We start from the raw sequence: 14602 nt of genomic DNA, 5'->3' as shown, positions 1-14602 counted from the left end.
TTTTAACCAAAGTCCATTAGCATCTACCACAAAAAATACCTGAGACAACGATTGATGTCTCAGGTTATTGTTTATTATTTTTTATTCTTTTTTGATACTACTTGAGTATTTTTCCCTTTTTTCTTTGAATATGGATTATGTTCTCTTTCATACTTTTCAATAAAAGGTTGAACTTCTTTTTTAGCAAGTTTAGAGTAATAAATATTAGCAAAATGCGTTTGAATTACTAAGAATAATGCACTGACAGACCAATATAAACCTAAAGCTGATGATGCTTGTAAAGAAATCCAAATAATCATTATTGGAGAAATAACCATCATCATATAGCCCATCTGACGTTGCTCTTGAGGCATCGTTTTGCTTGAAACTACAGCTTGAATAAAGTATAGCACACCGGCAATAACTGTAATCCAAATATCAGGCTTAGTTAAATTGAACCATAAGAAATGCGGATGTTCAGATAAACCATTTACAAGCTTATCTTTTAATACAAAGTATAATCCCATAATAATTGGCATTTGAATAAGTATAGGTAAACATCCTAACATGCTCTTCATAGGGTTCATATCATATTTTTTATAAACTTCCATAAGTTCTTGGTTTGCAGCCATTTTTTCTTCTTGTGTTCGCGCACGTTTAACCTTTTCTTGAATGCCATCTACTTCAGGTTTAGCCACTTTCATTTTCTCACGCATCATGTGACTATTTTTATAGTTAGATAACATAAATGGTAACAAGATTAAACGAATGAAAAGAACTAATACAATAATTGCTAGTCCAAAATTATTATGAAAAACATCATTTCCTAACCACTGTAAGAGATGTTTCATAGGTTGAACAAAAGTATTAAAGAAGAATCCATCTTGCTTCTCAGGTGTAGAGTAATCACAACCTGCTAGAAAAATCATTATTCCCAAAAACAAAGGTAGTAACGCTTTTTTCTTCATTTTTCCACCTCTAATGTTATATTCACATAGAGTATATTTTATCATACTAATTCAATAGTAGAAAACAAAAAGTAGAAAAAATAGAGATTTAGGTGAAATATCTTAAGAAATATTTAACCGTTTTGTCTATATTGGTACTACGTGTAATAGCTGAGATGACAGAAATACCATCTGCACCTTCGTCAACAATAGGCTGCACGTTAGTTTCATTTATACCTCCAATGGCAACTATAGGAAAATCATGAATATATAATCTTAATTGAGATATCATAGATGGACCAACAGGTTTACTAGCGTCATCTTTTGATGATGTTGTATACATTGGACCTACTCCAATGTAATCAACTTTAGACAAATCAGATTGTTGATACTCTTTCAAATTCCCAACACTTAAACCTATAATCTTATTTTTAAATTGGCTTGCAAATTGTTGAATTTCCATATCATCTTGACCTACATGAATGCCATCAGCATTAATCTCTTGGGCTAATTGAACATCATCATTAACTATCATAGGTACGTGATATGAGTGACATAATTGTTTAAGTTTTAAGGCTAACTGTTTTTTCTTTTCCCCTTTTAGTGCATTCGGACCTTTTTCACGAAATTGATATAGCGTGATTCCAGCTTCTAATGCCTCTTTGAGAACTTGCTCAATTGATTTATTTTTAGGTATATCTTGTGTTCCGCAAATAAAATAGACTGATAATTGTTTTGAATCAAACATCATATTCATATCTCTACCTTTTTGACTTGATTTTTATAAGTAATGTCATTCATCTGATAAAGTTGATCTAGCAGTTCAGATAGAAAAGTACTAGGTCCATTTACATGAGGCGCTTGTTCAGCAAATTCTGCCGCGATGTTGTAGACACTTACCGCTTCAACTAATAAATCAATTGAAGGTTGAGTATTTCTAAACAAGAAACTTGCTAATACACCACCTAACAAGCATCCAGCCCCCGTGATTTTAGTAAGAAGCGGAGAACCATTAGATAATTTAATTATTTTCTCATTTTTTGCAATAATATCATCTTTTCCAGTAATGACAATAGCAGTATTTAAAGTATTAGCCGCTTTTTTTGCAATATTTACTGAATCTAATTCGCTGTCACTGTCAGTACCTTTCATAGTTGTATTAAAATCTATTAATGTCAATATTTCTGAAGCATTGCCTTTTATTACTGTGACATTAACTTCACCAAGAAAACGTTGACAAAAATTTTTACGATATGTAGAAGCACCAACTGCCACTGGATCAAAAACTATTGGTGTACCTTGCTGATTAGCAATTTTACCTATTTTGATAATGTCTTCTTCATTTTCACGTGTGAGTGTACCGATGTTAATTAAAAGCGCACTAGCCATTCGAGTAAAATCTTCAGCTTCTTCTGGTGCCTCACTCATTGCGGGACTAGCACCTAAACTTAGTAAACCATTCGCAGTAAAGTTTTTCACAACATCATTGGTATAGCAAATTACGAGTGGATTTTCTGAACGTAATCGTTCTAAATTATTCATCATCTAAACCTACTTTCTTCATATAAGCAAAATGATTTACAGGTCCTCTCCCCTTGCCAATTTCTGGGGTATGTTCAATACTTAATGAAATAAACTCTTTTGCTTTTTTAACTGCATCTTTTATGGAACGACCTTTAGCTAATTCTGCTGTAATAACTGCTGAAAAAGTACAACCAGTTCCATGAGTATGTTTAGTATCAAAGCGTTTGTTCTCAAAGGTATACGTTTCATTCTTAGTAAAAAGAAAATCTTTAGCATTATTTAAATCGGCTGAATGCCCTCCCTTAATTACAACACCCTTACTACCAATTTCATTAATAAAGATTTGACCTGCTTTACGTATGCTTTCTTCATCATTAATTTTAATACCAGTAATTTCCTCAGCTTCAGGTATATTCGGAGTGACAACATCAGCCAAAGGTAATAATGTTGATTGCAAATGATTTTTAGTATTTTCATCCATCAATGAATCACCACTTTTGGCAAGCATAACTGGATCAATCACATAAGGAATATTGGAATGTTCCTTTAAGTAACTTTGAATCAACTCCATCGTTTTTTTTGTTGCAATCATACCCGTTTTGATAGCTTGTGGTAATTCATCATCAAACACACTATCAAGTTGTTCCTTTACCCATGAAGATTCTAAATTATGGATATGTTGAACTCCTAGGGTATTTTGAGCAACGATACTTGTTATAGTGGCCATACCATAAACGCCACACGCGTGAAATGATTTTAAATCCGCCATAACACCTGCCCCACCGGTGGGATCTGTGCCTGCTATTGTTAGTGCAATTTTAGGTTTATTCATTGTTATTTCCCCCATATTCCCATTTTTCATTAATATATGCCATATTGAAGAAATGTCTCTCATGAATAGTACTTTGCAAGAAATTTTCTTTAATCTCTTTTTTTTCTGTCTCACTACAATGTTTAGTTAAACGGTCCATCAATTGATCGAACACATCAACAAGTTCGTCCATTTCAGTACTATAAAATTGAAACCATTTAGAAGTCACTGATTCTTTATTTAATTTGGGATCTTCCATCGCACGTTTACCAATGACAGCGTAGACGTATGGACAGGGTGCCATCGCTGCAATCGTGAAGGCTGCATTTTCACGTGCAAATGCATTGAAGTACATATGTTTAATATAATGATCACCACTTGGTGGCCATACTTTTTCTTTTACTATTTCTTCATATGGTTCATTAATGAAATCAGCTAGAACCTCATGCGCTTCAACTTCTCCTTCTAACATAAACTCAATTTGTTCTACTAGAAATTTAACATCTTCCATAGAACTCATTTTGGGTATGAGCATTGCATAAATATTTGTAAACTCTTTTAAATAAGAAGCGTCTGCTCTTAAGTATTGTCTTACAGCTTGATTAGATAACTTACCTGCTAGTAAATCTTGAATAAAACCATCATTGTAAATGTCATCAATAATAGGTCTTGATGCTTCCCTCAACTCTTTTGAAAATGTCATAATTAGCCTCCTCAAAAAATAAAACTACTTCCCAGCGAAGAAAGTAGTTAGACCAAGACATCTCAATGACGAATAGTTAATAACTACTTTCCTACGTTGGTATTAACCAAATCAGGTTATAAGGGTCTGAATACATTCATCTCAGCCTTTTGGCTCCCCTAGTAGCAAATAATATATGATTCATTATCAACCATAGCAAACGATTACATGTAAATCAAATAAGTCGTACAATAAAAAACCATCTTCTCAAATTCGAGAAGATGGTAGATACTTCATATTTTAATTATGCAGTTACCCAATGACCTGGGCCACCAGTATTATATAATTTTACTGCTGCTCGGTCTTGTACGCTTTCTGGAGCTTTTGCAGGTGAAACACCTTTATATTGACTTGGAGCAACAGAATCCCAAGTTGATTGTAAGAATTGATATTTACCTGCTGCACCTGAAGATGGGTTTATTGCATGAATATCGCCACCTGATTCACGTTGAGCAATTTGTTGTAAATGTGAATTTACATTTACTGATGAACCACTTGAAGCTTTACTTGAAGAAGTTTGACTTGTAGATGTTGATTTTGTTTGTGGTTGTGCTGTTTGCTCATTTTGTGGTGCTGATACTTGTACAGGTTGTTGTTGTGTAGCTACTTGAGATTGGCTTGGTTGAACAGGTTGCGTAGCATTGTTTGTTGATTCATAACTCCAACTCCAAGTAGAACCATCAGATTCAAAATGATATGAATTACCATTGTAATCAAAATTAATATTATAAGCACCTTCTTGAACAGGGCTTTCATTTAGTGATTGATCATTAGTTAACGCTTTTTGAGCTAACTCTGCTTTATCAACATTTGTAGTCTCACTTGCATGTGCGTCATGACCTGCGTTACCTGCTACAACGCCTAGTCCTATAGCTAATGATGATGCAACTAATGTTTTTTTCATTATTAAAAATCCTCCTAAAAGTGATTTGTTTTCTTAATTTGTTTACGTAACCCACTGTAACATCTATAAAAATCGTACAGGTTACACTGAAATAAAAATAAACGCCTATTTTTTACACTACAATTACATGAAATAGGATGCTAATTTTTATGAATAACCGTAATGATTCCTATCATGATAGTTTTTTCGAGTCATATTACTACAATATCGTTGTAATACAAATGAAATTTATCAGATAATTATTGAAATTATAGGCCTTTGCTATGTATTTAAAGCGACCTTTTATTAATATTTTATGATTAACAAAGGCCGCTCGAGTATAATTGAAAGAAAGGATAAATTAATTTATTAAATATAGGATGGAGTTTTAAAGGAAAAGTTAGTTGTTTAAATATGAATTATTTCTAAATCATCAGGTTGATAAGTGTTGTTTTCAAATTGATTATCAGAGGGAGTTTCATTGTTTTTATTTTTTGGGGACATGAATTTTATTGTTTCAACGTATAATTCTGTAACAAAATGTGTTTGGCCTTCTTTTTCATATTTTCTTGAACGCATTTGTCCAGTTATACCTACTAAAGTACCTTGACTAGTGTACTTTTCAATATTAGTGGCAGTTTTACCGAAAGCTTTACAAAGTAAATAATCTGTAGAAATTTCATTATTATCATCTTTGTAGTTTCTTTCTGTAGCAACGCAAAATGTTGCTATTTTGTTATCCTCCTTTTCATAGATTTGAGCATCTTTCGTCATTCTACCAACAATGACTATTTTATTTAACATGTGTCACCTCCTTCTTATGTTCTAATCATAACTGAGCTTAGTTCACTGGTCAAAACCACAATTTTATTGAAATTGTTAGTAAATGACGATGAGATTTTGATATATTTAAAGAAAATATTGAAGTATTATATCTAAATCTGACATAAATTTCTATTATTGTATTAATAAAAAAATTTGGAGAAGTGATATTATGAAAACTTTTAAGGCAGTAAGATTTCAAATTGTGAATGAACATGGTGCAATATCAGAATACGTCATTGAAGATGGTGTGATTATAAATAAAGAAGGAAGTGGCACTGGGTGGTTACTAGAAATAGTAATTTCAAATGAACACTATGAAACATTTAAGCAATATAAGGATAACAAACAACTTTTAGATATTAGAGTAGTCATCACAAGACCTGCTAACGATCCAGCGTTATTTAATGCAACAGTTAAAAGCGTTAAAAATTTTAAATATTCAATGTCAGTCGTTTTAGAATGTCACATCTACACTTTGAGACAAGAATACGCTGAGAGTTTATTAGAAGAATTAGTTGATGAAGGACTTACAGGTGAAAAGTTGAAAAAAACATTTAATCGTATGATGCAATCAAAACCTAAGTTGAAAGATGAGAAAATCGAAAGATAAACACCAAGGGTAATTATAAAACATTTAATTTTCATATATTTAAATCATATACAATTTTAAATATTGAACATAAATAAAGCCTAGAACATGAATTAACCATTGTTCCAGGCTCTTTACGAACAGAGATTACTATATTAAAAAGTACTGCCATTTGATACTTATATTTCTAGGCGAGACCTGACTTAAAGTATTTCAACCAGAAATTCAATATACATAAAGTGTTAGGTCAATAATCTGTGCGATATTCTTTAAATAAGTTTTACTATTTTGTTATCACAATACGAATTATTTTACCTAAAGAGTTTAATTATCTAAGATTAAGCATCTTGAATAGCAAAAGTAAGTTCACAGCTACAAGCAAGTTGGCCATCAACAGTCGCTTTAGCCGAACCCTTACCAATAGGACCTTTTATTTTAGTTATTTCAACTTCCAACATTAATGTATCTCCAGGTACGACTTGTTTTTTGAAGCGACACTTATCAATGCCTGCAAACAATGCTATTTTCCCTTTATTTTCTTCACTATTTAACATAGCTACTGCACCAGTTTGCGCTAAAGCTTCTGTAATAAGAACACCAGGCATCACAGCGTAATTAGGGAAATGTCCCTGGAAAAATGGTTCATTACCTGATACTTGCTTTAGTCCTACACACCTTTTACCTTCTTCATACTCTACAATTTTATCTATTAGTAAAAAAGGTTGTCTATGTGGGATAATTTGTTTAATTTGATTATAATCAAAAATCGTTTCCATTTTTAAAACCTCCGAGCTTAAGCTGTAATAATATTATCGATTTACACGTTCTATGTTTGCACCTAGACTTTTTAGTTTTCCATGTAAATTGACGTATCCTCTATCTAGATGCTTTAACTCAGTCACTTGCGTAGTTCCCTCTGCAACTAAACCAGCTAAGATTAAGGCTGCAGCAGCTCTTAAATCTGTTGCTTTAACTTGAGCACCTTGTAAATGGCTTTTTCCTTCAATTTTAGCACTTCTTCCTTCAACACTTATATTCGCATTCATTCTTCTAAATTCTGCAACGTGCATAAATCTATTTTCAAAAACAGTCTCAGTAATCACTTTGTGTCCATTTGCTGTTAATAATAAAGCCATCATTTGAGATTGCATATCAGTTGGGAAACCTGGGTGTGGTAAAGTTTTTACATCTACTGGATTTAAATCTCCATTTGCTGTAACTCTTATACCTTCTTCATAATATTCAAGATCTACCCCCATCTCTTCAAGCTTATATATTAAACTAGCCATATGTTCTTTAATTGCACCACGTACAAATATGTCACCACGAGTTATTGCACCTGCGATAAGTAACGTTCCAGCTTCAATTCTATCTGGTATAATTGCATGTTCAACACCGTAAAGTTTTTCAACACCATGTATCGTAATGGTATCAGTACCTGCACCTGTAATTTTACCGCCCATTTCATTAATATAATTAGCTAAATCAACAATTTCAGGTTCTTTAGCGACATTCTCAATGATAGATTTTCCTGATGCCAAGGACGCTGCCATAATAATATTTTGAGTTGCACCTACACTCGGAAAATCTAAATGAATATGTGCTCCCTTTAATCCATCTTTAGCATTTGCATAAATATTTCCATTTTCTAAATGAATGTCTGCACCTAAAGCTTCAAATCCTTTAATGTGCTGCTCGATAGGACGTGTTCCAATCGCACATCCTCCTGGCAAAGCAACAATAGCATGCCCTAGTCGAGCAAGTAGTGGTCCCATAACCAAGATGCTTGCTCGCATTTTACTCACATATTCATAAGGGGCTTCTTCATTTAAAGTTTTAGTTGCATCAACTTTAACTGCATTTTTATCTTTATCATACTCTACATTTGCATTGAGTGTAGATAATACATTATTGATTGTTTCAACATCGCTTAACTCTGGGACATTAACTAGTTTACTGTGTCCTTCAGAAGCAAGTAATGACGCTGTAAGTACAGGTAATACAGCATTTTTAGCTCCTTCAACATTAACTTCACCTGTTAAACGATTTCCACCATTTATTACTATTTTATCCATCTTTAATCCTCCACTTAAAACTCTAATCAGTTATACATTTCCCAACATTTTAATTAAATATTCGTCATATGATCATATTTAACTTATAAATTAAATAACAATTACATAGTTATTTTATCAAGTATTTCACTTGAGTTGAATATTGCAATAAATCAACTATAAAGTTACTGACTGCCGTACCCAGTAAAATAGAAATAAAAATCATACAAACTTGAACTTGTAATGGGTAGCCCTTTTTAAAAAATTGGTCTAATTTTATGGAATTTAAAGCCCAATAAGCTACGCAAATACAAACAACATGTAAGATTAAATGAACAATTGCGAACTGACCAAGATAATCCATATTAAGCTCCTTCGTAAGATTACTGTATAACATTGTACACGAAAAGAGGCAATAAAGATACTTATAAAAATGGATATTACTTTTTAACATTTTAAAATTTAAAAAAAGGTTCGATAGTCATTAAAATATACTATCGAACCTTTTTTAATTATTGTAATTCTGCAACACGTAAACGATTATTTGCTCGTTCAAGTGCTCTTTTAGCTCTATTTATGTCTGTATTATCATCATCATCTTCTAAATGTGATTCTGCTCTCGACTTAGCTAATTTAGCTCTTTCAACATCGATTTCACTAGCAGGTTCGGCCGTTTGGACGATAATTGATAATTGATGTTGTCTTGCTTCAATAAAGCCATCACTTACTGCAATAAATTCATTTCCGTTGTGAAAATTAACTTTCACATGACCTGTTTTTAATGCAGCAACAGTTGGAATGTGACCATACATAATCCCCATTTCACCAGCTGTTGTTTGTAAGACAGCCATCTCAACGTCTTCACGTTCATAGACAGAACCATTAGGAGTGACAATATTTAGTCTAAGTGTATTCATTATCCATACCTCCTAATTATTAGACTTCAACACCCATATCTTTTGCTTTCTCAATTACGTCTTCCATGCTACCTACTAAACGGAATGCGTCTTCAGGAATATGGTCATACTTACCATCTAAAATATCTCTGAAGTCTGCAACTGTTGTTTTAACAGGTACATATGAACCTTTTTGTCCAGTAAATTGTTCTGCAACGTGGAAGTTTTGTGATAAGAAGAATTGAATTCTACGTGCTCGTTCCACAGTTTGTTTATCTACATCTGATAATTCATCCATACCAAGAATCGCAATAATATCTTGTAACTCTCTATATTTTTGTAAAGTAGATTGAACTTCACGTGCCACATCATAATGCTCTTGACCTACTACTGAAGGTTCCAAAGCTCTAGATGTAGAAGCAAGCGGGTCTACAGCTGGATAAATACCCATTTCTGTTAATTTACGCTCTAAGTTTGTTGTTGAATCTAAGTGTGCGAACGTTGTTGCTGGCGCAGGGTCAGTATAGTCATCGGCTGGTACGAAAACAGCTTGAATTGATGTAACTGAACCTTTATTTGTTGAACTTATACGTTCTTGTAATTGACCCATTTCTGTAGCAAGTGTAGGTTGATAACCAACAGCTGATGGCATACGACCTAATAACGCAGAAACTTCTGAACCAGCTTGAGTGAATCTGAAAATGTTATCAATGAATAATAACACATCTTGGCCTTCTTCATCTCGGAAATATTCGGCCATTGTTAATCCGGATAATGCTACACGCATACGTGCACCAGGTGGCTCATTCATTTGACCAAAGACCATTGCAGTTTTCTTGATAACACCACTGTCACTCATTTCATAGTAAAGATCATTACCTTCACGTGTACGTTCACCAACACCAGCGAATACTGAGATACCACCGTGTTCTTGAGCGATGTTATTAATAAGTTCTTGGATTAGTACGGTTTTACCTACACCGGCACCACCAAATAATCCAATTTTACCACCTTTTATGTAAGGTGCTAATAAGTCTACTACTTTAATACCAGTTTCTAAGATTTCTACTTTTGTTGATAATTCGTCGAATCCTGGAGCTTGTCTATGGATAGGGTCACGTCGTACTGAATCATCAATTTTTTCATCTAAGTCAATAGTTTCTCCTAGTACGTTAAACACTCTTCCTAGAGTTACGTCACCGACAGGTACACTTATGTCTCTACCTGTATCTTTAACTTCCATTCCTCTTTGAACGCCGTCAGTTGAGTCCATTGCAATTGTACGAACTACATCGTCACCTAGTTGAAGTGCAACTTCTAATGTTAATTGAAGCGCTCCATCTTCTTTAGGAACTTCGATGTGTAATGCATTATTTATCTCAGGTACTTCGTTATGTTCAAAACGAACATCTATTACTGGACCCATAACTTGAGTTACACGGCCAATTCCCATGTTGATTTCCTCCTTTTATTATTACTCAAGAGCTGATGATCCACCAACAATTTCAGTAATTTGTTGAGTAATCGCAGCTTGTCTCGCTCTATTGTATTCTAATGATAAATCATCGATTAGTTCTGTCGCATTATCTGAAGCATTTCTCATTGCTGTCATACGTGAAGCATGTTCACTAGCTTTTGCATCTAAGATTGTACCGTAGATTAAGCTTTCAACGTATTGTGGCAAAATAACGCTTAAAATAGATTCTTTATCTGGTTCAAATTCGTATGAAGACATTTGACCATGTCCTTGACCTGAATCTTCTTGAGATAATGGTAAAACTTGTTTAGTTGCAGGTTTATTTTCTAAGACACTAACATAATGACTGTAATAAATAGTCAATTCATCTATGTTTTCCTCGCTAAATAAATCAATAGCATGTTTAGCTATAGATTGAATAGATTTAAATGAAGGTTGATCTGGAACTTCAACTAAAGAACTTTCAATTTCATATCCTCTATGTTTGAAGAAATCTACACCTTGCTGACCTAAAACGATTAGACTATATTCACTACTGTCGTTGTGTTTAGAATTGATATCGTTTACTAAGCTTTTTAAAACATTTGTACTATAGGCACCGGCTAAGCCTTTATCACTAGTGATTACTAAGTAACCACTTCTTTTAATATCTCTAGATTTAAGCATTGGATGATTAGAAGTACTATTTGAACCAGCTACAGCTGTAATAGCATCTTGCATCTTTTCCATATAAGGTCTAAATGATTTAGTATTTTTCTCAGCTCTACGTAATTTTGAACTAGAAACCATGTTCATCGCCTTTGTTATTTGCTTCATCTTACTTGTCGATTTAATACGACTATCTATCTCTTTAAGAGAGGCCATTATCTCACCACCTTTGGAGTATTAATCTTAATTTAACGATTTATAAGATTTAGAATGTACTCTCTATTACGATTAAATTAGATTTTATTCTTCTGATTTATTAAATCCTTTTTTAAATTCTGTGATAGCAGAATCAAATTTATCAGCATCTGGTAAAGCACCAGTTTCTCTAATTTCATTTAATAATTCAGTTGCATTTGACTCAGCCCAGTGGTTAAATTCCTCTTCAAAACGATTGATATCTTGGACAGGAATATCATCTAAGTAACCTTTAGTTAAAGCAAAAATAATAAGTACTTGATGTTCTACAGGCAGTGGGTTATTTTGACCTTGTTTTAATACTTCAACAGTACGTTCACCACGCGCTAATTTTTTAGCTGTAAATTCATCTAAATCAGAACCAAATTGCGCAAATGATTCTAACTCACGATATGAAGCTAAGTCTAAACGTAATGTTCCTGCAACTTTTTTCATCGCTTTAATTTGAGCTGAACCACCAACACGAGATACTGATTGCCCAGCATTAATCGCTGGTCTAACACCTGAGAAGAATAAATCAGATTGTAAGAATATTTGTCCGTCAGTAATTGAGATAACATTTGTTGGAACGTATGCTGAGATATCGCCAGCTTGAGTTTCAATGATTGGTAAAGCAGTAATTGAACCGCCTCCAAGATCATCGTTAAGTTTTGCAGCTCTTTCTAATAATCTACTGTGTAAGTAGAACACGTCCCCAGGATATGCTTCACGACCTGGTGGTCTACGTAATAATAATGATAGCTCACGGTATGCTGCCGCTTGTTTAGTTAAATCATCGTAAACGATAAGAACATGTTTTCCATTAAACATGAACTCTTCACCCATAGTTACACCAGAATAAGGTGCAATATAAAGTAATGGTGCTGGATCAGCTGCGGATGCAGATACAACGATTGTGTAGTCTAAAGCACCTGCTTGTCTTAATTTTTCAACATTTGCACGAACTGTTGAATCTTTTTGACCTATTGCAACATAAATACAAATTGTATCTTGATCTTTTTGGTTTAAGATTGAATCAATTGCAACAGTTGTTTTACCAGTTTGACGGTCACCAATGATTAATTCACGTTGACCACGGCCAATTGGTACTAAAGCATCAATTGCTTTGATACCTGTTTGTAATGGTTCATCTACAGATTTACGATCCATTACGCCAGTTGCTTTTTTCTCTACAGGACGAGTTTTAGTCGCATTGATTGGACCTTGTCCGTCAATGGGTTGTCCAAGAGGATTAACAACTCTTCCTATCATTTCCTCTCCGACTGGTACTTCCATAATTCGGCCAGTACGTTTAACTTCGTCACCTTCACTAATTTCTTCATATGGTCCTAAAATAACCACACCCACATTAGATTCTTCAAGGTTTTGTGCTAAACCAAGAACACCGTTATGGAATTCTACTAGCTCACCAGCCATAACGTCGTTAAGTCCGTGAATTAATGCGATACCGTCACCAATTTGGAGTACTGTACCAACATCTGTAACGGACATTTCTGACTCATAATTTTCAATTTGTGAGCGAAGCAATGCACTGATTTCTTCAGCTTTTATGGCCATCTATGTCACTCCTCTTTAAATATTAGTTAGCTCTTTCAAATTTTCTTTGTAATTGAACAAGGTCATTTCTAACACTACCATCCATAACTGTAGTTCCAACCTTAACTCTAAATCCACCAATTAAATCTTGATTGATTTTAGTGTTAACAATTACATTTGATAATTCAGTTTGCTTTTTGATAAGTTCTACAATTCTTGATATTTCATCTTCGCTTAACTCGTAAGTCGATTCAATAATTGCAAAATCTTGTTTGTAGTATTTGTTATATAAATTTTGGAATGATTTAAAAACATTCTCTACAATTGAAATATGTCGGTTATCTGCTAATACTTTTAAAGTATTTACCACATATGGATTTGCTTCGTTGTAAACTCTTTCTACAAATTCTTCACGTTGATTTGCAGTTAAGCTTGGATTACTATCAATTGCTTTAAGTTGTTTGATGAAATCAAACGATGAATGGCTAATTGTTTCTAAATCTTCATAGACAACATCTAGTTGATTTGTATCTAGAGCGACATCAAATAATGCTTTGGCATATTTTTTTGCTACCTTTGCCATTATTTATCCCCTGCCTCTTTTAAATACTTTTCAACTAATTCTTTTTGATCTTGCTCTGAAATTTCTTTTCTAAGAACTTTAGATGCAATAAGTACTGATAGTTCAGAAACTTGATTATTAATATCAGAAATTGCACGTTCTTTTTGACTATTAATTTCACTTTGAGCAGTTTCAATCATACCATTAGCTTTTTCGTTAGCTTCATGAATAATTTCTTCATGTTGCTTACGTGCTTGAATCTTAGCATCGTCTAAGATTTTTTGAACTTCATCTTGAGTTTCTTTAAGTGTCTTTCTATTTTCTTCTTCAAGTTTTTGAGCATTTATCTTAGCTTGTTCTGCGTCGTCAATATCTTTATTGATATCACGTTCACGTTTGTCCATTACTTCTTTTAATGGACCCCAAGCAAATTTCTTCAAAAGTATGATGAGGATTACAAATGTTACGAGTGTTACAATTGTTGTCCCCCATTCAACTCCTGCACCGAGAATAAATGTATTAGCTGTTGCAGTCACGGGCTCATGACACTCCTTTCGTCAAAATAATCACTAAGCTATAAAAAACAAAACGAACGGCGATAGTCTCTCATTAGACTTCGCCTTATAAAATGTCTTATCCAGCAAATGTCATGAATGCAATTACAACACCGATGATTGGTAATGCCTCAACTAAACCAACACCAATGAACATGATACCCATTAATTGACCACGTGCTTCTGGTTGACGTGCTACACCTTCAACTGTTCTAGATACGATAAGACCGTTACCAATACCTGCACCTAATGCTGATAAACCAATTGCGATTGCCGCTGCGATTAAATTCATAATAAAATTTCCTCCTAATATTTATATA

Annotated in this window: 18 protein-coding genes and 1 riboswitch; of the genes, 1 reads left to right on the top strand and 17 read right to left on the bottom strand. The window is 33.6% G+C overall.

From position 1 onward, the window contains the following. Positions 1-74: 74 nt before the first annotated feature. The 7 genes from yidC to HMPREF2576_RS10610 all read right to left on the bottom strand — a co-directional run bounded on the left by yidC (position 75) and on the right by HMPREF2576_RS10610 (position 5690). Positions 75-947: a membrane protein insertase YidC gene (gene yidC / locus HMPREF2576_RS10640; RefSeq protein ID WP_002470121.1), complete on the bottom strand. Its 873-nt coding sequence runs from the start codon at positions 945-947 to the stop codon at positions 75-77. An 88-nt stretch (positions 948-1035) separates the two neighbouring features. Next, entirely contained in the window at positions 1036-1674 is a 639-nt protein-coding gene (thiE, locus tag HMPREF2576_RS10635) for a thiamine phosphate synthase (protein ID WP_002505076.1), read from the bottom strand. A gap of 5 nt (positions 1675-1679) precedes the next feature. Beyond that, on the bottom strand, positions 1680-2468 hold the full coding sequence (gene thiM, locus HMPREF2576_RS10630; protein WP_002469583.1) for a hydroxyethylthiazole kinase: 789 nt from the start codon (positions 2466-2468) through the stop codon (positions 1680-1682). After that, positions 2461-3282: a bifunctional hydroxymethylpyrimidine kinase/phosphomethylpyrimidine kinase gene (gene thiD, locus HMPREF2576_RS10625; RefSeq protein ID WP_001832736.1), complete on the bottom strand. Its 822-nt coding sequence runs from the start codon at positions 3280-3282 to the stop codon at positions 2461-2463. The genes thiM and thiD overlap by 8 nt, the downstream gene beginning before the upstream one ends. Further along, a complete protein-coding gene (tenA, locus tag HMPREF2576_RS10620) occupies positions 3275-3964 on the bottom strand; it encodes a thiaminase II (RefSeq protein ID WP_001829894.1) in 690 nt (229 codons plus the stop codon). The genes thiD and tenA overlap by 8 nt, the downstream gene beginning before the upstream one ends. Positions 3965-4035: 71 nt before the next feature. Continuing rightward, positions 4036-4134, bottom strand: a riboswitch (TPP riboswitch). 113 nt (positions 4135-4247) lie between these two features. Then, positions 4248-4907, bottom strand: a complete 660-nt coding sequence (locus HMPREF2576_RS10615; protein ID WP_001829904.1) for a transglycosylase family protein — start codon at positions 4905-4907, stop codon at positions 4248-4250. Positions 4908-5294: 387 nt separating this feature from the next. Further along, positions 5295-5690, bottom strand: coding sequence for a single-stranded DNA-binding protein (locus HMPREF2576_RS10610; RefSeq protein ID WP_002457121.1), 396 nt, complete (start codon positions 5688-5690; stop codon positions 5295-5297). A gap of 190 nt (positions 5691-5880) precedes the next feature. Here HMPREF2576_RS10610 and HMPREF2576_RS10605 point away from each other — a divergent pair, with 190 nt between their 5' ends. Next, complete coding sequence (locus tag HMPREF2576_RS10605) at positions 5881-6321, top strand: YwpF-like family protein (protein WP_001829935.1); 441 nt, start codon at positions 5881-5883, stop codon at positions 6319-6321. A gap of 317 nt (positions 6322-6638) precedes the next feature. Here the strand turns inward: HMPREF2576_RS10605 and fabZ are convergent, their stop codons facing one another. The 10 genes from fabZ to atpE all read right to left on the bottom strand — a co-directional run bounded on the left by fabZ (position 6639) and on the right by atpE (position 14574). Continuing rightward, complete coding sequence (gene fabZ, locus HMPREF2576_RS10600; RefSeq protein ID WP_001829953.1) at positions 6639-7076, bottom strand: 3-hydroxyacyl-ACP dehydratase FabZ; 438 nt, start codon at positions 7074-7076, stop codon at positions 6639-6641. A gap of 33 nt (positions 7077-7109) precedes the next feature. Next, entirely contained in the window at positions 7110-8375 is a 1266-nt protein-coding gene (gene murA / locus HMPREF2576_RS10595) for a UDP-N-acetylglucosamine 1-carboxyvinyltransferase (protein ID WP_001829978.1), read from the bottom strand. A gap of 109 nt (positions 8376-8484) precedes the next feature. Further along, positions 8485-8718 (bottom strand): DUF1146 family protein, encoded by a 234-nt coding sequence (locus HMPREF2576_RS10590; protein WP_002456242.1) that lies wholly within the window; start codon positions 8716-8718, stop codon positions 8485-8487. 148 nt (positions 8719-8866) lie between these two features. Beyond that, on the bottom strand, positions 8867-9271 hold the full coding sequence (locus HMPREF2576_RS10585; RefSeq protein WP_002447782.1) for a F0F1 ATP synthase subunit epsilon: 405 nt from the start codon (positions 9269-9271) through the stop codon (positions 8867-8869). Positions 9272-9290: 19 nt separating this feature from the next. Continuing rightward, the gene (atpD, locus tag HMPREF2576_RS10580; RefSeq protein WP_070856571.1) at positions 9291-10703 is read right to left on the bottom strand and encodes a F0F1 ATP synthase subunit beta; all 1413 of its coding nucleotides are present in this window, start codon (positions 10701-10703) and stop codon (positions 9291-9293) included. 21 nt (positions 10704-10724) lie between these two features. Next, complete coding sequence (gene atpG, locus HMPREF2576_RS10575) at positions 10725-11591, bottom strand: ATP synthase F1 subunit gamma (RefSeq protein WP_001829942.1); 867 nt, start codon at positions 11589-11591, stop codon at positions 10725-10727. Positions 11592-11675: 84 nt separating this feature from the next. Further along, complete coding sequence (gene atpA, locus HMPREF2576_RS10570) at positions 11676-13187, bottom strand: F0F1 ATP synthase subunit alpha (protein WP_001829913.1); 1512 nt, start codon at positions 13185-13187, stop codon at positions 11676-11678. 22 nt (positions 13188-13209) lie between these two features. Then, entirely contained in the window at positions 13210-13749 is a 540-nt protein-coding gene (locus tag HMPREF2576_RS10565; protein WP_001829963.1) for a F0F1 ATP synthase subunit delta, read from the bottom strand. Next, complete coding sequence (locus HMPREF2576_RS10560; RefSeq protein WP_001829958.1) at positions 13749-14264, bottom strand: F0F1 ATP synthase subunit B; 516 nt, start codon at positions 14262-14264, stop codon at positions 13749-13751. Before HMPREF2576_RS10560 ends, HMPREF2576_RS10565 begins: the two co-directional genes overlap by 1 nt. A 97-nt stretch (positions 14265-14361) precedes the next feature. Beyond that, positions 14362-14574: a F0F1 ATP synthase subunit C gene (atpE, locus tag HMPREF2576_RS10555; RefSeq protein WP_001048816.1), complete on the bottom strand. Its 213-nt coding sequence runs from the start codon at positions 14572-14574 to the stop codon at positions 14362-14364. Between the last annotated feature and the right edge of the window lie 28 nt (positions 14575-14602).

Source organism: Staphylococcus sp. HMSC063F05 (assembly GCF_001837075.1).
GTDB lineage: Bacteria > Bacillota > Bacilli > Staphylococcales > Staphylococcaceae > Staphylococcus > Staphylococcus epidermidis.
Note: the sequence above shows the minus strand (reverse complement) of the source record. Positions and strands in the feature narration are given on the sequence as shown.